This is a genomic window from Pseudoalteromonas sp. SMS1 (assembly GCF_021530565.1).
Classification (GTDB): domain Bacteria; phylum Pseudomonadota; class Gammaproteobacteria; order Enterobacterales; family Alteromonadaceae; genus Pseudoalteromonas.
In genome coordinates this window covers 62,914-80,801 of the sequence record NZ_JAKGBI010000001.1, presented here as the reverse complement: position 1 = coordinate 80,801, position 17,888 = coordinate 62,914, and the positions used below count along the sequence as shown (strand labels likewise).

Annotated in this window: 15 protein-coding genes; 6 read left to right on the top strand and 9 right to left on the bottom strand. The window is 41.9% G+C overall.

Annotation, left to right across the window (positions count from 1 at the left end):
- The first annotated feature begins 156 nt into the window (after positions 1-156).
- From L1286_RS00300 to L1286_RS00275, 6 genes are all read left to right on the top strand, one after another.
- The gene (locus tag L1286_RS00300) at positions 157-540 is read left to right on the top strand and encodes a response regulator (RefSeq protein WP_235404894.1); all 384 of its coding nucleotides are present in this window, start codon (positions 157-159) and stop codon (positions 538-540) included.
- A complete protein-coding gene (locus L1286_RS00295; protein WP_235404893.1) occupies positions 537-1,448 on the top strand; it encodes an AAA family ATPase in 912 nt (303 codons plus the stop codon). The genes L1286_RS00300 and L1286_RS00295 overlap by 4 nt, the downstream gene beginning before the upstream one ends.
- Positions 1,448-2,398, top strand: coding sequence for a DUF58 domain-containing protein (locus L1286_RS00290; protein ID WP_235404892.1), 951 nt, complete (start codon positions 1,448-1,450; stop codon positions 2,396-2,398). The genes L1286_RS00295 and L1286_RS00290 overlap by 1 nt, the downstream gene beginning before the upstream one ends.
- Complete coding sequence (locus tag L1286_RS00285; RefSeq protein WP_235404891.1) at positions 2,388-4,337, top strand: transglutaminase family protein; 1,950 nt, start codon at positions 2,388-2,390, stop codon at positions 4,335-4,337. Before L1286_RS00290 ends, L1286_RS00285 begins: the two co-directional genes overlap by 11 nt.
- Before the next feature lies 1 nt (position 4,338).
- The gene (locus tag L1286_RS00280; protein ID WP_235404890.1) at positions 4,339-5,661 is read left to right on the top strand and encodes a Na+/H+ antiporter family protein; all 1,323 of its coding nucleotides are present in this window, start codon (positions 4,339-4,341) and stop codon (positions 5,659-5,661) included.
- Positions 5,662-5,876: 215 nt separating this feature from the next.
- On the top strand, positions 5,877-6,737 hold the full coding sequence (locus L1286_RS00275; RefSeq protein ID WP_235404889.1) for a 2-phospho-L-lactate transferase CofD family protein: 861 nt from the start codon (positions 5,877-5,879) through the stop codon (positions 6,735-6,737).
- 63 nt (positions 6,738-6,800) lie between these two features.
- Here L1286_RS00275 and L1286_RS00270 read toward each other — a convergent pair whose 3' ends face one another.
- The 9 genes from L1286_RS00270 to L1286_RS00230 form a co-directional block, all read right to left on the bottom strand.
- Positions 6,801-7,796 carry a substrate-binding domain-containing protein gene (locus tag L1286_RS00270; RefSeq protein ID WP_235404888.1) on the bottom strand — a complete coding sequence of 332 codons (996 nt, stop codon included), beginning with the start codon at positions 7,794-7,796 and terminating at the stop codon, positions 6,801-6,803.
- A gap of 170 nt (positions 7,797-7,966) precedes the next feature.
- Complete coding sequence (locus L1286_RS00265) at positions 7,967-8,644, bottom strand: hypothetical protein (protein ID WP_235404887.1); 678 nt, start codon at positions 8,642-8,644, stop codon at positions 7,967-7,969.
- Positions 8,645-8,768: 124 nt separating this feature from the next.
- The gene (locus tag L1286_RS00260; RefSeq protein ID WP_235404886.1) at positions 8,769-9,896 is read right to left on the bottom strand and encodes a glycosyltransferase family 4 protein; all 1,128 of its coding nucleotides are present in this window, start codon (positions 9,894-9,896) and stop codon (positions 8,769-8,771) included.
- A 183-nt stretch (positions 9,897-10,079) separates the two neighbouring features.
- The gene (locus L1286_RS00255) at positions 10,080-10,538 is read right to left on the bottom strand and encodes a GNAT family N-acetyltransferase (protein ID WP_235404885.1); all 459 of its coding nucleotides are present in this window, start codon (positions 10,536-10,538) and stop codon (positions 10,080-10,082) included.
- Positions 10,539-10,574: 36 nt separating this feature from the next.
- Positions 10,575-11,951 (bottom strand): sensor histidine kinase, encoded by a 1,377-nt coding sequence (locus L1286_RS00250; protein ID WP_235404884.1) that lies wholly within the window; start codon positions 11,949-11,951, stop codon positions 10,575-10,577.
- On the bottom strand, positions 11,948-12,613 hold the full coding sequence (locus L1286_RS00245; RefSeq protein ID WP_235404883.1) for a response regulator: 666 nt from the start codon (positions 12,611-12,613) through the stop codon (positions 11,948-11,950). Before L1286_RS00245 ends, L1286_RS00250 begins: the two co-directional genes overlap by 4 nt.
- Positions 12,614-12,630: 17 nt before the next feature.
- Positions 12,631-15,669 carry an efflux RND transporter permease subunit gene (locus L1286_RS00240; RefSeq protein ID WP_235404882.1) on the bottom strand — a complete coding sequence of 1,013 codons (3,039 nt, stop codon included), beginning with the start codon at positions 15,667-15,669 and terminating at the stop codon, positions 12,631-12,633.
- The gene (locus L1286_RS00235; RefSeq protein WP_235404881.1) at positions 15,659-16,750 is read right to left on the bottom strand and encodes an efflux RND transporter periplasmic adaptor subunit; all 1,092 of its coding nucleotides are present in this window, start codon (positions 16,748-16,750) and stop codon (positions 15,659-15,661) included. Before L1286_RS00235 ends, L1286_RS00240 begins: the two co-directional genes overlap by 11 nt.
- Positions 16,740-17,483 carry a MipA/OmpV family protein gene (locus L1286_RS00230; RefSeq protein WP_235404880.1) on the bottom strand — a complete coding sequence of 248 codons (744 nt, stop codon included), beginning with the start codon at positions 17,481-17,483 and terminating at the stop codon, positions 16,740-16,742. The genes L1286_RS00235 and L1286_RS00230 overlap by 11 nt, the downstream gene beginning before the upstream one ends.
- Positions 17,484-17,888: the final 405 nt, after the last annotated feature.

The following is a 17,888-nucleotide window of genomic DNA, read 5'->3' as shown; positions in this document are numbered from 1 at the left end:
TTTAACATAATGTAAGTGTAATTTGTATACTGTATTCGCCTTTTATACCAAAGTGATAGTCTGTTTCTCTCTATTCGTTTAGATGTAAATAAAACATTGTTCTCGTTGGCGCCATGACATAGTATTAAACGAGTTGTTTATAGATAGCATTACAATATGGAACTTGTTAGACCTTTAGAACCAATCCTCATCATCGATGACGTTGAAGAAGTACGTAGTTACTTAATTGAAATCTTAGAAAACCTTGGGTTCGAAGAAATATATGAATCGAAGGACTTTTCGTCAGCTAAACCTCTACTCCAGTCAAAAGCACCCAATGTATTGTTTTTAGACATAGAGTTACCAGACACCGACGGCACACAAATTCTAGAGTACGTGAACGACACGTATCCCAACACGCACGTGATTATGTGTTCAGGTCATAATAGCCTTGAGAACGTACAAAATACTTGGGAGCTCGGCGCCAAGGGGTTTATCGCAAAACCATTTAACGCTAAAAAGGTTGATACGGTTATGAAACGATTAGAAATGATTGCATGAATCAAATTTCCCAAAATATTATTTCAAAACTATCAGAACTCATTCTTGGCAAAGATGAACAACTTAAATTAGCGTTATGTTGTTTATTGAGCAAAGGTCATTTACTGATAGAAGACCTACCCGGCATGGGTAAAACGACGTTATCCCATGGTTTAGCAAATGTGCTTGGCTTGAGTTATCAACGTGTCCAATTTACCAGTGATTTACTGCCTGCAGATATTACTGGTTCAAGCATTTTCAACACGCAAACTAATAGTTTTGACTTTCATTCTGGGCCTATTTTTAGTCAGGTACTCCTAGCTGACGAGATAAATAGAGCAAGCCCTAAAACCCAAAGTGCGCTGCTAGAGGCTATGGAAGAGGGACAAGTTACGGTCGACGGTACTACCCATACGCTGCCAGAACCGTTTTTTGTTATTGCGACGCAAAACCCGTTGCACCAATCCGGCACTCACCCACTGCCAGAATCTCAACTAGACAGGTTTTTCATTCGTATAAGCCTTGGTTACCCAGACACAGAAGCAGAAAAAAGCTTAATCATGGCTGGTAATGATCGGTCATTTAAGCTCGAAGACCTAAATTTAGCGTTAACAGCCGAAGAACTCTCTGAGTTACAAGCAAAAGTCATGTCTATCACACTGTCAGAGCCCGTGGTACAGTACATTATCGATTTGGTCAGCTTTACTAGAGACTCAGGCGAATTTGGCGACCCCCTTTCACCGAGGGCGAGTATCGCGCTTGGGCTTGCTGCCAGAGCCTATGCCTTGATATGCGGACGAGAATACGTGCTACCAGACGACGTTCAAGCCGTATTCGGCCCAGTAGCAGGACATCGACTTAATGTGCCTTGCAATGAACAAACGCCAGTAGTAGAAAGCATATTTAGTCGAGTTCCGGTACCTATGTGATGATTTCGGGATCATACAAAGAGTGGCTAAACAATATTCTTGCTAAGAAGCATTCGAACAATAGCATGACGTTTAGTCACGATAATATCTACGTTGTCCCATCAAAAAGTGGGTTTTTATTTTTGTTCTTTGCACTGCTTAATTTTGTTATTGGTATTAACTATCAAAACAATTTGATCTTGGGCGTGTCTTATCTCATGTTGATGTTGCAAATATCGGCGTTATTTTATGGTTACATGAATCTACATGGCCTTAAGCTTGAGTTGTTGGACATCACTAGTAATTTTGCGGGTCATCATAATCAAGCTAAATTTCGCGTCACGCCTTCTTCTGATGCTTACTCACTCAATATTTATCATTCGGACTTTTCTCATTTAGACTTTCAAAATAAACACTTTGATGCCAAAACACATAATGAAGTCATTAAAATACTATTAGAAAAAAGAGGAAAGTATCCAAGCGGTAAGTTTAAGGTTCAAAGTGGCTATCCGTTTGGTTTGGTCAACGTTTGGAGTTATTTAATCCCGGATAAGTCATTCTATGTGTACCCTGCCCCGATGAAATGTGAGTTAGATATTCATAGTTCATTGGAAGCTGATACAGATACGGGGATGAAATCTAATCGCGCTGATAGTTTCGAAGATTTCAGTAGTTTGTCTAAATATCAAAAAGGGATGAGTAAAAACCGAATTTCATGGCGTCATTTTGCTAAAAGCCAAACGCTATTAGTAAAGGACTATGAAGGTGAAGAACAGTCAATAAGCCATGTACTGGACTTTCATAAAGTTGAAGGTGCGAAAGAAACAAAACTTTCAAAATTGTGTTATCAGGTGATTGAGGCTGATAAACAAGGTCACGATTTCGCGCTGCGACTTCCAAATGTGTACTTGAAAATGGACAGTGGAGAAAGGCATGTTAAGGCGTGTTTGGAGGCGTTAAGTGAGTGCTAATTCATTGGTTAAGCGTAATACATTAATTACTTCTCTTATTTATTGCGCTATATCTCTGCTGCTCTTTCAAAGCTTGGGATATGTCTTCTGTGTGTCCATTGTGCTGGTGACTATTTTTAAAGTGAGTACAACAATTGGCGCGGTGAAGAATCCATCCAAGCTGGTGGTCAATTTGCTCGCGGTAACGGTCATCGTTGTTGTGTTTTTGTCCTTAGGACTCAAAAATACAATAGAAATGTTTGTGGCAATGTTAATAGGTGCGTGCGCGTTAAAAATGCTACAAGTGACATCGGCGCAACAAGCAACCTCTGCATACATTCTCAATTTTTTCACTTATCCGTGTTTTTATTTGTTTTCACAAAACATATTAGCTTTCGCATTTGTCGCGGGACTATTGCTCTTTAACTTAGCGCAGCTTTTTAGTGTGTCACACAACTTACCGATAAAAACATCATATAAAAGTTCGGTCAAAAAGTTTATCTTTAGTTTACCTCTGGCCGTTGCCATGGTGCTTTTAGTACCAAAGCTTCCCCCTTTTTGGCAACTACCTAATGCCAAGTCTGCAAATACGGGGTTATCCGAAGATGTTGACCCATTCGAGATAACTGAGCTGTCTCGTTCTTCTGAGCTCGCATTTAGAGCATTGCTACCCGCTGCAGACATATTTCAGCCACCATTCTATTGGCGTGCCATCGTGCATGACAGGTTTGATGGGAAAAAATGGCAAATGTCGCGTTTGCAGGGGGTCGGTTTACAGCGAACCTACCAACCTATGGGACCTACATACTCTGTAATTGCTGAGCCTTCTAACACACGTTGGTTATTTACCTTAGGCGATGGCATCCCTGCAAGTAAGGGGATGGGCGTGAATCACTTTGGTACCATTTTTCAAAAAAAATTGTCCAATAAGCCCGTTCAATATGAAGTATCCCCTGTCGATCTAGACGATGCGCGTCTATCGCGTTGGGAATACGCTATCAACGTGCAGTTGCCTGAAGGCTATAACCCCCAAGCCATAGAATTGGCAAAAAAGTGGGACTCTGAAACCGGTAGTACACAAGAATTCATCACCAGAATGAAGTCATTTTTTGTTACAGGTGGTTTTAATTACAGTCTTTCACCACCGGCGATTAGAAACAAACATAATGTCGATGAGTTTTTATTTTCTACGCAATCGGGCTTTTGCGGCCATTATGCATCATCGGCTGCATTTTTAATGCGCACAGCAGGTATTCCAACACGTTTAGTCTCTGGTTATCTAGGTGGTGAGTTTAACCAGCAAAGTAACTATTACGCGGTTTATCAATATGATGCGCACGCTTGGGTTGAATATTATGTGCCACAGCAAGGCTGGTTAAGATTAGATCCAACAGCATGGGTTGCACCGGATCGTATGTTTGGTTCACTCTCCGATTTAGCGGAACTAGAACAAGAATTTAAAGACAATTTAGGGATCAGTTTAGCGTCTTTCTCTAATATCAGAGCCATTAACTGGGTACGTTTGCAGCTTGAGCAGCTTGATTTCCACTGGACTCGATGGGTACTCAATTTTGATGATAAAAAACAGTCATCATTACTCAAAGCTTTGTTTGGGGCAAAACACAATTTTTTACCCGCTTTATCCGTTGTACTGATACTGATAGCGACATTTGGTGGATGGTTCGCGTATTTAAATTATCGTAAATGGAAATCACAAGCCAAAGAAATCAGGCTCTACAATCGGTTGTTAGATTTTGGTAAAGTACAGGCAAGCAGCCTAACACCCAAACAGTCAATTGAGTTGCTTAAGCAAAAGTTTCCTCGGGCGCAAGCTGAGTTAAGTGAGTTTTATACCCTGTTCGAGTCTGCTAGATACAACACAGAGTCGCTTTCTCGCGAACAGTATAAGAGACTTTCTTTTTTAAATAGACGAATAATAAAAAAGGCAAAAATAAAATAATATGAATGCAGTAGTTGTTGGGGTCATTCTCATGCTTGGCCTATCCCTGTTTAGGGTAAACGTGATTGTCGCGATGACGTTAAGCGCTTTGGCTGCCGGTCTTACCGCTGGCCTTGGTTTGGAAAATACACTCAATGCTTTTAATGATGGACTCTCAGGTGGGGCGCAAATAGCGCTAAGCTATGCCATGCTTGGCGCATTTGCAGTTGCAATCTCAAAGTCAGGATTGACGCTCATACTTGCCAGTAAACTGCTGGGGTTGGTCAACAGTAAAAACAAGGACTCCGCAAACTATTTAAGTATGTTAATCCTTGTCGTGATCATGGGGTGCGCAGTCGCCTCTCAAAATTTAGTTCCTGTTCACATTGCTTTCATACCTATCTTAATTCCGCCGTTAATCGTTATATTTAATAAGCTGAAGATGGACAGGCGGGCAATTGCGTGCGTTTTGACGTTTGGTCTTGCAACCTCATACATGGTATTACCATATGGTTTTGGCGGCATCTATCTGTATTCAATTTTGCATAAAAACTTGACTGATAACGGTCTTGAAATTGTCAACACCGCTGTCCCCTACGCTATGATTATCCCTGCCTTGGGAATGTTACTTGGCCTGATCATTGCGGTGTTTATCAGTTATCGCAAGCCAAGAGAATATAAAAACGATGTGCAGTCTGCGTCTGACGTCGACATAAAAATAGAAGATCAAAAAAAGGTGCTCATCGCTGGTGGAATTGCTATTGTTTGCTCGTTGTTGGCGCAAAACGTGAGTGGCTCTATGATTTTAGGTGGCTTGGTAGGCGTGATGATGTTTGCGATGTTTGGGCTTATCAAATGGGATCAAAGCTCTGATGTGTTCACCAAAGGCGTAGCCATGATGGCAATGATCGGGTTTATTATGATCTCGGCTCAGGGCTTTGCATCCGTTATGAAAGAGACCGGTGATGTTGCGTCTTTAGTCGCTGCCTGTGCAGGTATAATTGGTGATAGCAAGCCGGTTGCAGCCGCTGTTATCTTGATTGTTGGTCTCCTCATCACAATGGGTATAGGAAGTTCTTTCTCCACTGTTCCAATTATTGCGACTTTGTTTGTGCCGCTTTCTTTGGAAGTTGGTTTCTCTGCAATGGCCACGGTGGCGTTGGTTGGAACCGCTGGCGCACTCGGCGACGCAGGCTCGCCAGCTTCAGACTCGACACTTGGGCCAACCTCCGGTCTCAATACAGATGGTCAGCATGACCATATTTGGGACTCTGTAGTGCCGACATTTATTCACTTCAATATTCCGTTGCTTATTTTTGGTTGGATAGCTGCAATGGTACTTTAAAAGGAGCCCGCTTGGGCTCTTTCTGTTTTTACTATGCCTTACCTCTAACGACCTCGTTGTGGTTTTTTAAAACTGAAAAAAACATTTTCAAATTGCTATGCACTTTGCGATAAGCTTACCCTTATAAAACTTTAAAATACATTAAATCAACGACATATGATTTGGCACACATCATGCTCTTCGGAGGTAAGTTAATTTTAACCGAAGGTGACTCTATGAATGTCGTTTTTATTGGCGCAGGCCAAGAGATGTTAGGAATAATGAAAAAGCTAAAACCCTTATGCCAATCTATGAGCGCAATTTGTGCAACGCCTGAGGCGAGCTTTGACATAGATAACAAGTGCGCGTTATTGTCTTATGCGCAGCTAGAAACTTTACAGAACATGAGCCTATCACTTTGCTCGAACAAAGAACGGCTACAAGAGCGCCACACAGCGAATTTGGCACTATTGTCTCTCATGTGCAATACGCCATCAGAAGCCATTAGCATTTTTAACAAGTCAATCGACAGTACAAGCTGTATTTTCCCTATGTCCGATTACGCGACAGATTTGGTGGCAATTACGCAATGTGGAAGTACCGTAGTAGGCACGAAAAATATTGATGAATTGGCGGACTTGCCACAAGAAGTGTTCTTGTCGAAAGACGTATCTTCACCTGCCGGCGCGATTAAAGCGATTGCAAACGCTGATTTGCTCATTTTTGGTCCATGTAATCCGGTGACGGATTTGTTGCCGCTACTCTTAATTGACGACATCAAGCATGCTGTATTAGAGACATCAGCCAGTCGCTTACTCATTGAAACCCCTATTGTTGGGAGTTTGCTACTCAAAGGGTGCAGCGCGTCTAGGTATTTAGAGTGGATGAAGTCACAAATAGGGTATCAGTTTTTCGATGTTGCAATTTCCAATCAATTTACGGACATACTAAGTTTCCACTACAGAGAGAGTAAATCTGACTCTCCAAAGGATATAAGCACTAATAACACACTTGATATGATGGATGAGTTGTTTAAAGTGCCTACCCTCGCAACATTGAATGCGGTCAAGCAATCGGGAATTAATTTGGCGCCGTAATTAAAGTCCATTGAATTTTATGGTGCGTGCGTGTGCGGCTGATCTTATTGGGTTAGCCGTTTTTCAATAGTTGACGGTACAGGTTGCAACGTTTTCTTGATTACAATAGTGAAAATCAAGATAGTACGTACTCTTTTTAGGCTTTTCTCCTGATTTAACATAACGATAAAGCAACTCAGCACTTAATCTGCCCATTTCGTGGGGGTTTTGACCAATATTAATGCTTGAAAGTCCATTGCTTAGCGCTTGTAGTTGAATTTGTTCTGTGTCCGCTGAGATGATTGTAATATCCCCAGCCTTAATACGCTGTTTGTAGTCTAGAAGTTTAATCGAATATTCTGGGTTAAATTGGGCAAAGCCTGCGACTGCTAGGAATATCGGAGGTTGCTTGTAATCTAGTATTGTCAAAAGTTGGTTTAGTGAATCATCACGCCTTCCCATTGTATAAAGTGGGCATCGGTCGTACTCAATCCAGCCAGATTGTCCATTTAATCGAGTTGAGGCACTGCCAGAAAGTGCGTACCGAACCCCTTCTATCCGCTTATTTAAATTTGGTGTAGTTTGGTGACCAGACTGAATGCAAAAAGGTTGTGGGTCAAACGTTTTGTATTTAAGTGCGGCTTTACCTAGTGCGACGCCAAAATCGAAGTTGTTAGTTCCTACATAGGCAAGCCGATAAGTTTGATGTTGCTCTAATAAATCGGAATCAAAAGTAATAACAGGAATATTTTTTTCTTTTGCCAGCTGTAATGCCCCAGAAACCAAAAAGCGAGAATCTGTTGTGGAAATTAACAGTCCGTCAATGCCCTTATTTATATACTCCTTAACGATGAGCACTTGCGTTCGCACATCCTGATAGTCGTCTGCTCCATCATAGACACAGGTTAAATCAGGAATGGTACGAGAGAACGCTTGACACCCTTTGAGCGACTGTTGATAAAAAGAGTCGTTTTTAGTCTTTCCAATTAAAGCGAATTTAAGCTGAGCACTGACATTAGCACTGTAAGTTAGCACAGCTAGTGCACACCAACCAGGTAGATGAGTAAACCAAAAGTTCAAAGCTAAGTCCTTGACAAGTTTGCAATAAGCTTGCGTCATGTGTATTGAGTTTAACTCTTTCTGGGACTAAGGCAATTAAAAACTGTTCTTATAACATCAAGTTTCTAGCGGTGATTGTTTATTATCATAATACGTTCAGCACCTTATATCTTGGTCGCTTTCTTTTTAAATTAGATGGTGTCAGCGTGTTTATGTCTTTTCTTTTCGATCACCAATTCAAGAATCGCAATATGTCGACTCATTTTGGTCGCAAGTATATGGCTGAATGCACCAAAAAAATAAAGAATTGGTATGGCGTACGCTATGGACAAGACCCAATCCAGTTCAATTTCGTTAAGTTTGTCGAGTGATATGAGCAGTGCTAAGACACCGGGGGCAAACCCCACTCGCTCAATTGATCCAACTAACAAGGCTGTCCGCTTTTCAAATGCGATTTTTTCAGCTTTTACTTCCAGCAAAGTAAATTCTAAATCGTCTAAACTTTTTGAGTGTAAAAAGCCCATGTATTTTTTATCATAACAATCATTCATTTTGGCATTGTTATACAACACAGCTAAGGGATTTTTGATGCTGTCTTTAATCTCTCTTCGGCGAAGAAAAAACACAATTGCGGGATGAATGATAATTCCAATATACCCAAGCATGAGCAATATCAAAGAAGTCAGTTTAAATGGCTCTAATTGGGTGATCTGCCATAAAAATGCGACAATAATGGCCACAATTATGCTTGTTAAATAGGTGCAATAGACCTTGATTTCAAATTGATTGGGTAAGTTTGAATGCGTGTTGTGGTTAATGTGCTCTTTTCTGCTTAGACCTTTTAACGCACGATATATAGAGTCGGACATAGGCTCTCCTTGTTATGAGATAGCAATTCCTTTACTGCTGATGCGCTGTGTAAGGGAAACGGTTGTGACCCATACCCATTTATCTTGAAAATGCGTTCATACTAAGTGTAGTCCAAAACTCATGTTATAACGCTTGAATACAGTCAGACAGCGCTCTGGCTTGATGCTTTACGTTATAATGCTTCTCTGCGTATTTTCGGGCACTTTCGCCAAGTAAATGCTGGTTATATGGCCCTAACTTAACAAATGCCAAGAGCATATTTTTTAGTGCGTCAACACTGTCTGGGGGACATCTCATACCTGTGCCTAAACTTGTCAGTTCTTCGCATGTCTCTATGTTTGAGGTCAGTATCGGTAAACTACAGGCCATGGCTTCTTTGATGTAATTGATGTTGTTTACTTCCATCACGGCACTGTCAGAGTTGTATGGAGAAATCATGGCATTGTATTTTGACAGGTTTTGTACGATCCACTTTCTTGGTTTTTCTCCCAAAAAGTGTACCTTTTGGTTTAGGCGCAACTTGATTAACTCATTGACCAGCTTCTTTTTAATAGGGCCAGTTCCCACAACGTCTAGTTGAATTTCAGCGCGTGATGGCAATGCAGCCAGAGCCTTCAACAGAGTGAATAGCCCTGCGCCTTCTACAATATTACCGACAAACACCAGTTTGACAAAACGTTTGTTTTTGATGGTGGGTTTGTATTGTGTTAAGTCTAAGCCTCGCTTTAATACAATCGTATTTGAGTTTTTTGCAGAAGGAACGCGATCTAATTCTAGAAAAGACACGTTGCATGTTTCAGCAATACACTTTGCACTACTTTTTGTAATACGATTATTACAAAAGTGAGAGATGGATGCCCCTACGCAAGTCGCGCTGGCTAGACTAACTGGGTACATCGTTTCTTTAAAGCCTGTGTGAACATGCTCTACGTTTGCTTGCCTGAGCATATTCGCAAGTGCTAAACCGTTCGTTATGAGAGTATATAAGTTAACGGCTTTGTATTTGTACCAAATAGATAAGCATTTAATAAAACTTCGAAAGTTGGAGGCGAGACCCAACAAACCTAACATCGCATTTGAGTCTATATATTTAATCGAAACAGCCGGCTTGAGATTTCGGACATTTTTGTACTTAACGTGGCTTATGATTGTCACTTGATGCCCGACGTCTGCGAGGGCATTCGCTTCACTGATTAAAATGGCGACTTCTTGTAAATCCTTACTGTCTGTATAAATAGCGATGTGTTTCATAGAAAATGCTCCTGATTATATCAAAGTAGACTAATCAAGAATCACACCAGTTATACTTTATTTAAAATCAATAGGTTATAAGGTGGGCAATCTACAAAGGCGCGTGATTTGCACATTGCATTGCATTATGATTTGTAAATTTGGGACGAAAATTTAAAAAAGACTCGCTGCGTAAGCACATCATTAACCTACTAATTGGCCGCGCTCTAACGCCATCGGAATAAATCGGATTCCACAAAACTGGCCTTCAGGTTCAGTTGCTTTGAACCCCGCTTTTTCGTAAAAACATCGCGCATTGACGGATGCACGAAGGGAGATATGAGCGGCGCGGGTTTGAGCGAGCAATGTATTCAGTAATATTTTACCTACCCCCTGTCTTTGAGTTGATTTAGCAACAAAAAGGTGGGTGATGTAGTTTTTTTCACGGAGCGCTGCAAACCCAATTATCTGGCCATTTTTTAAGGCAATAAAGGCATCGAATAAAGTCGTATTCAATGTGCTCTCTATATCTGGAAGTACTCTTCGCATGTATTCGTGCTTTCCGGCAGCGCCAAAATGTGGAAGTACGTCTATTGATGATACTGCTGAAATCAAATCTGTTATTAGCGCAATGTCTCCGTGATTTGCTAATCTAATTTCCATTTTAATTTCCTTTACTACTGATTGATGCGAATTGAATTAACTCGGTTTGTCATAAAAATAAATATGGAATGTGGCGCCTCCCAATTCATTACAAGACTCTACATCGATCCGAGCGTTATGCGCAAGCACCACTTCATTGACGATGGCCAGCCCCAAACCACTCCCTGTCAATGTTGATTGCTCTTTGCGCCAAAAGCGCTCGAATAACTTGACCCTATCCTCTTCGTCAATACCAGGCCCTGAATCTTTGACGGACAATCGATCTTTGGCAACTTCAACGATGACTTGAGCGCCTTCATCTGCATGTTTCAAGGCGTTTTCTAAGAGGTTTTTGAGCATAATTATCAGTGCGGCTTGATCGCCTATTACCGTCGAGTTTTGGTCTATTTCTTCCAGTGCGAGGTCTTTTTTATACGTTAAAGTAAGAGGCCCCAAGAGCATGCAAACGTCTTTAGCAATGTCGGAAATATTGACTGGTTTGTGTAGATAACTATTCTGATTTTGCGCTCGCGACAAATCGAGGAGCTGCTCAACAACACGCGTCATGTAGTTGATATCTCCCATCAACTCACAACCGATTTTATCGGGCAGTTCGGCGAGCTCTAGCCGTGTTCTTAATACTGCAAGTGGGGTTTTTAATTCATGTGCTGCGTTAGCTACAAACCGTTTTTGTTCGTTAAAGCCCGTCTCGACACGGTCCATAGTTTCATTCAAGGCACTGACTAAAGGTAGCATTTCGCTTGGGACACCTGTTTTATCAAGTCGTCTATCGAGTTGCGACGGCTTAATACTTTCAAGCTGCGATGCCACATTATTGACTGGCTTTACGACGGCTTTGATTGAGATATAGCCGACAAAAATAAAAATCAGAAATGCCGATACCATGGTCAGTGTCAGTACTTGACCGAGCATAGGCAGGACGGCTTCATTCGCAAGCTCGCCAATCATATCATCGCGGGCAAGGTCAACATACAGTCTCCTGCCATCAATGTCGGCAGTGAGTCGGTATCTATCGATCCCGTTCAAAAATGAGTACCCTTGAGGCATATCTGTAGGTAGTGCTAATAGGGCTGCTGAAGTTGCTCTATGTGGATTTGAAGTCAGCAACACTTCTTTCGTTTCGCTGTCAGTCACCTTAAATGCAAGGTTATTAAACAATGCATCATAGCCCCATTTTTTTGCCATGTTTGTCGCTGAATAGATGAGCGTACCGTGTTTGTTAAAATGCAAAGTATCGGGTATGTCTTCCGCCATGCCATGCATGCTTTTTTCTACCGCGATGTTGGCAAAATTAATCGAAAACAAAAACAAAATACCTGCGATTAACGCGAAAACACCGCAGCCCAAAAAACTAAAGAGTGCGAACAATTTTCTAGCAAGAGAGTTGTTATTTGTTAACGTTGCATTTTTCATGACAAAATATACCCTATCCCACGAATTGTTTTGATCTCTGTTTGTGCACCTGCTTGTTCTAGCTTTTTTCGGATCCGATGCATCGCAACTTGGATCGCGTTATCTGTGACTTCAAACCCCAATGCATAAATGGCGTCATAAATAGCTTCTTTGCTGACAGTTAAACTGGCGTGCTTGATCATGTATTCGAGTATGGCAACCTCGGTTTTACCCATATTGATATTTTTTTCATCCACCAGCACGCGTCTTGATTTAGTGTCCAATGAGAGGTTCGCGCGAGATAGTGTGTTACCCGCGTATTCCGCCGGCCTTCTCAGGATTGCGCGCAGACGCGCTTTAAGTTCTTCAATGGCAAAAGGCTTGTTTAGATAGTCGTCAGCACCTAAATCAAGACCTTTTATCCTATCTTCAACACCGCCACGTGCGGTCAATATCAAAATAGGAATTGGGTTGTTTTTTGCACGCAGTGCACTGATGACGTCAATTCCGTCAGTGTCAGGTAGGCCCAAATCGAGTATCATGGCATCATATTGCCACCCAGTGAGCAAACTTTGCATTTGTTCAGCGCTGTGGGCAATGTCAGCTGCGTGACCGTCTTGTAATATGGCTTGTTGAATAAAAAGCGCAAGTTGATTGTTATCTTCTGTGATTAATATACGCATTAGTTATTGCTGTCCTTTTATTTTTTGCAGTCATTAATTCGTTTAATATACCGATTTGGATCAATTATCCAGTTCATCCAGATTGGCATAGCAATCAGCATCAACAGGGTTGATGTTATTAAACCGCCAATGACAGCCCAGGCAAGCGGTGGCCAAAGTGGACTTTGGGATGACGTCAATGGCAGCATTCCGACGATGGTGGTCACTGTGGTTAATACAATGGCTCTAAACCGAGATTCAACTGCATATTGAATCGCGGCTTCTTTTAATTGACCATTTTTTATCGCTTCAATGGCACTATCAATGAGTAATATTGCTGTGTTAACGACAATGCCTGTGAGTGCAAGTACACCAAGTAATGACATAAAGCCAAATGGTACGCCAACGATTGCGAGCAGTGCTGGTGACCCCAAAGCACCGAACGGCAAACTGAACATCACCAACAGCGTTAATCGATAAGAGTTAAATTGCAATATCAAGGCGATAAACAGCAAAATAATGCCTGCTGGTAACGCCAGTAATAATGCACCATTTGCTTCTTGGGATTCCTCAAACTCCCCGCCAAATTCAAGCACTACATTATGTTGCCCTGCGATAAGTATGAGTTCAGCCATTAAAGACCGCAATATAGCCTCCTCGTCTTGGCCAGGTCTAACATCCGCGAGTACACTTATTTCAGTTCGACCATTACGCCTCATTTCGACGCCTTTCATACCAACTAGTTCACTTTGTGCGACATAGGATAGCGGGACAAATGAATTGCTTTCATTCAATATTTCTAACGATAAAACCCGTTCCATATCTTGTGTTGACGCTGAGTCCTGAACAACCAGCTCGATTGGCTCCGTTTTATAGCGCAAGGTGCTGGCATGCAGTCCCTTCCCTTGCCAAGCAATATAGTCACTGATTTGTTCTTTATTAAGGTTAGCTATTTTTAACGCTTGTTCATTGATGTTCAGTTTTAATTGAGGGGTGCCATAGCTGTATGCACGTCTAACGTTTTGTGTGCCATGAGCGGATTGTAATACAGCCAGCATTTTTTCAGCCGCGTTGTACATGTTTGCTTGTTCATCTCCTATCACTCTCAGTACGATAGGACTTTCGATCGGAGGACCTTGACCTAATTCTCTGGCCGTAATTAACACTTGAGGGTACAGATCGCTCAAGGAGCTATTCATGTGCTGGGTCAACGCAAGCAAGTCGGTACCCATGTCAACTTCGAATACAACCCTGGCAATGTGACTTTCCCCTGGTTGTTGAACTAAATTGTAATAAAATCTCGGGCCAGAGGAGCCACTGAATGCAAATGTGCGGGTGACGCCTGTGAATGTCGATAAGCGCCTTGCTATTTCTTTGGTGACTTTTGATGTATTTTCTATGTCGCTACCATAAGGTAGCTGAATATCCACGTATGCTTGATTTCTACTCGTTTTAGGGAAAAACTCGCCGCTCTGTGCCGGCAATAAAAGGGTGGCAATGCAACCTAACACAAATAGCAGCATGACCGTTTTGGGCCTTTTAAGTGAGTATGAAGTTAGCTTTAGGCCCAAAGTATTAAATCGACTGCTTGAAGACCTTTTAGATTGCTCAGTGGTAAATGCAAATTTAGCTAATACTGGTATCAATGTTAGCGCAATGATATAGCTTAAGCTGATACACAAAATAACTAAAACAGGAATAGATGCAATAAAGTCAGCCACATTTCCCTTTGCAAGAAGCATAGGTAAAAAAGCGGCAATGGTGGTCAGAGTGGCTGTCGCGAGCGGTTTGTACAGCCCCTTTACAGCGTTTTTACTGGCACTAAATTTAGATTGCCCTGATTCTATTAACTGAATGATCTTTTCAGCCATGACAATGCTGTTGTCTACCATCAAACCAAGGGACAGGACGAGCCCAGCGATGGTCATTTGATGTATCACACCTGCCCCAGCAGTAAAAAATCCGAGTGCACTCAATGCGATAGCTGGAATTGACAAAACCACGACAAATGCTGTTCTGATCGACATCATGACCATTAATACCAATGCAACACCGAGGCAACCAGTCGCGAGTGAACGCAGTAGTCCGGACTTTCTTTGTGCGGTCCATTTAGGTTGAAATAAGACGATTTCGGCAGGGGCAGATGCATATCCTTGATTAAATTGTGCCACTACGTTTTTAATGTCGTTACCTACATCCGTGACCCTCACAGTATTCGCCGGCAACGAGATTGCGAGCCCTACAACCTGTTCACCATTTAAAATGAAGTGTTCTTCAGCAGCAGGGTTTGTACGGTAATACACTTGTGCAATGCTCGATATCGGTACGGATTTACCACCGGCAAGCGCGATTTGTGTATCTTTGACTTTATCAATATGGTCTATTTTTCCAATTGGGCTGACATGGGTAGATAAACCGCTTGCGCGCAATGTTGTCGCGGTTCCATCAGGGTTAGTAAACAAATCAGCGATAGCAGATGGTGAGACGCCAAATTCTCGTAAACGCTCGTGTCGATAATCTATGACGATTTGTTCCTGCGGATCGCCAACTAAGCTGACCGACCTGATCTCAGGGATTTGTTCTAATTTGGTTCGTAGCTTTAGCGCAATATTTCTTTTTTCACTTAAGCGATATGGCTGCGTGATTGCAATGACGATCCCCTGTGTATCCTGGGCGCGATCATTAATCAGTGCTTCAATGGGCGCTATTTGCGGGAGTATCGCTGACACGTCACTTTTTATTCTTTGCCAAACGGTGTCTGTGTTATAAATTTGCTCGTTGAGTTCGATATCAACGGTTGCATGGCCATTGTTTATTCTCGCTTGAAAGGTACTGACTTCGTCAATTTTACTGAGCACTCGTTCAATGGGAATAATCGCTTTGTCTTTTATTTGCTCAATCGTTAAGCCTTGTGCATGTAGAGATATGAAACCATTTCGATAAGGAAACTGGGGGTCTTCTTGTTCACTGGCGCTGAACCACCCAGCGATACCGACCAAAACAAATAGACAGGTAATCCCTAAAATGAGCCTTGGGTTTTGATGCCAAGGTACGTCGAAATCACGCTTACTGGTCATATACACCCTCGTTTGCTGTCATTAGATTCAAATTAATCGTTGGCTCAGGCGTCGTGCTAAACGCGATGTTCTCTAAATTGGTTTCGGCACTGACAAGGAGTTTGTCTTGACGCGATGCCAATAATGTTACCGAGTAGTGCTGGTATTGGTTATCTAGTAAATAGCTCTTGCCTTTGGTGGAATAACGTACCGCATCTGAATCTATGGCAAACACAGGTTGGTTAGTGAGTGGGAGTCGCATTTGGGCAGTTAAACCAAGTAGTGATGGCGCATTTTTGTCTAGGTCAACGGTGACGGTAAATAAAGACGGACCGGTGATATCTGGCAGCGCCTTTTCACTTATACGACCCTGTAAATGTTGGTTCAAGGCACGCAAAAAAATCTCTACCTTTTCGCCGATATTTAACTTTATGGCATCTTGTTCTGGTATAGAAAAAGTAATTTTTTGGTTGCCCATTTGCTCGAATCTCAATATTGGTTCGCTGGCCGCGACAAATAGTCCTGTTCTTGCATAGAGCTTGGCAACTAACCCTGCCTCAGGTGCATATATTGAGATGTCTTTTAAGTCGTTTTTTGCTTTTATTAGCTGCGCGTTTGCTTGGCGAACGTTCTCAGCAGAAATTTTCGCATTTTTTTGCGCGTTATCTAACAACGATATAGACGCGAGGTTTTGAATGTACAAGTTAGCAATACGTTTTCGCTCTGCTTCAGCCTCCTCTGACGCTGCAATTGCAGCGTTCAGTTTGGCTTTAGTTTGCAAAACCATTGTATCCAAAGACGGAGAATATAGAGTTGCAAGTAGTTGGCCTTTTTCAACTATTTGCCCTTCCTTAACCGCTACAGTCGCCACTCGTCCATCATTAAAGCTCGCCATATCATAACCAGTAATACTCTGAACTTTGCCGTAAAATACCTTACTAGGAGGCGATACAGGTACTGCGTAAGTTATCGCTTTTGTCTGTGTCACGAGCGCTTTTTGTGGCGTGACGAGAGATGTGTCCTCACAGCCTGAGATCAATCCGGTCAAAAGTACGCAGTATAGTAAGTTCAGCCTGTTTTTTAGAGGGTAATTAAAAGACATACACATATCCTAAAAGCAACTGAAAAGAGCCGGATTTATCAACTAGTGGTGAATCTTTAATTGCACTGTCAAACGATGTGTAGCTTGCATCCGCTTTAATCATATGGTTTTTACCGAAAAACCAGTCGCTTTTAATACCGATTTCAAAGTTGGTTGCGCTGTCTACTTGGTAAAAGGAGCGATCTGCTGTCGCTTCACCGGCTTTGACACCATAGTAATAGTTGGCGAGATCTTCACTTGCTAAACTCACAGCAACATAAGGGACGACCTGCCCTTTCTCTACGCGCAGTGGAATGCCGTATGACAGCGTCGCCTCATATCCATCATGTGTATTGGTGACGTCTTGGATGTATTTTAATCCGAACTCACCAATATCAGTATCTACCTCAGCTTCAATACCAAAATCAAAGCTCATGTTTCTGTCTTCCATCCCCTTAAAAATATCACTGTCGTCTTGCTCGTACCCATCAAGGCGCAGCATCCCCGTTGCAGCAAGTTCGATTCGCTCGGTTTTGAAAAAGGTGTAGGATGCGTAAGGGCCAAGAAGTCTAAAGTTGCCATACTCAATCGCAATTGCCGGTACAAATTGTGTTTCACTGCCAACGTCTTTGTAACCTTCATCTTGCGTAATGAGTGCGCCACCTAGGCCAAACTTGAGCTCATCTTGGTCTTTTTCCGTTGCCGAAACACTGAATGCAAAGATTGAAGCCAAAGCGATAATTGATTTTCTCATGAATTTTCCTTCGTTATTTTTCGGTCTTGTTGTCGACTAATTCTGTGTATGGTTTAAATATTAAGGGGACAAACTTTCTCGAAACTTACAAGGTTGTAAATTATTAGAGCAATCATCAGAAAATAAGCTAAGTAATTGGATAGGTGTTGTTTATTAATATAAGGCTGTTAGAGAAAACTAAAGGGCGAACGTGATGCTATGTATTTGGTTTATTCTGAACATTTTGATACTCACCGTTTGCGAGTAACATGCTCCTCTGCCTTATCGTTTCCTTACTTACAAAGTGTGTTAAAATCGACTGCGATAAACTATCACTTGCGATTGATAGTAACATTATCATACGTTTGAATTGCGTACAGGTATGCGCTAAGAATTTAAAACTAAAATTAAGTGTAAAGGCGTGGC

Excerpts from the sequence above, each read along its gene's own strand:
- L1286_RS00300 (WP_235404894.1), top strand. The coding sequence starts at position 157 with ATGGAACTTGTTAGACCTTTAGAACCAATCCTCATCATCGATGACGTT.
- L1286_RS00295 (WP_235404893.1), top strand. The coding sequence starts at position 537 with ATGAATCAAATTTCCCAAAATATTATTTCAAAACTATCAGAACTCATT.
- L1286_RS00290 (WP_235404892.1), top strand. The coding sequence starts at position 1,448 with ATGATTTCGGGATCATACAAAGAGTGGCTAAACAATATTCTTGCTAAG.
- L1286_RS00280 (WP_235404890.1), top strand. The coding sequence starts at position 4,339 with ATGAATGCAGTAGTTGTTGGGGTCATTCTCATGCTTGGCCTATCCCTG.
- L1286_RS00275 (WP_235404889.1), top strand. The coding sequence starts at position 5,877 with ATGAATGTCGTTTTTATTGGCGCAGGCCAAGAGATGTTAGGAATAATG.
- L1286_RS00265 (WP_235404887.1), bottom strand. The coding sequence starts at position 8,644 with ATGTCCGACTCTATATATCGTGCGTTAAAAGGTCTAAGCAGAAAAGAG.
- L1286_RS00260 (WP_235404886.1), bottom strand. The coding sequence starts at position 9,896 with ATGAAACACATCGCTATTTATACAGACAGTAAGGATTTACAAGAAGTC.
- L1286_RS00255 (WP_235404885.1), bottom strand. The coding sequence starts at position 10,538 with ATGGAAATTAGATTAGCAAATCACGGAGACATTGCGCTAATAACAGAT.
- L1286_RS00250 (WP_235404884.1), bottom strand. The coding sequence starts at position 11,951 with ATGAAAAATGCAACGTTAACAAATAACAACTCTCTTGCTAGAAAATTG.
- L1286_RS00245 (WP_235404883.1), bottom strand. The coding sequence starts at position 12,613 with ATGCGTATATTAATCACAGAAGATAACAATCAACTTGCGCTTTTTATT.
- L1286_RS00240 (WP_235404882.1), bottom strand. The coding sequence starts at position 15,669 with ATGACCAGTAAGCGTGATTTCGACGTACCTTGGCATCAAAACCCAAGG.
- L1286_RS00235 (WP_235404881.1), bottom strand. The coding sequence starts at position 16,750 with ATGTCTTTTAATTACCCTCTAAAAAACAGGCTGAACTTACTATACTGC.
- L1286_RS00230 (WP_235404880.1), bottom strand. The coding sequence starts at position 17,483 with ATGAGAAAATCAATTATCGCTTTGGCTTCAATCTTTGCATTCAGTGTT.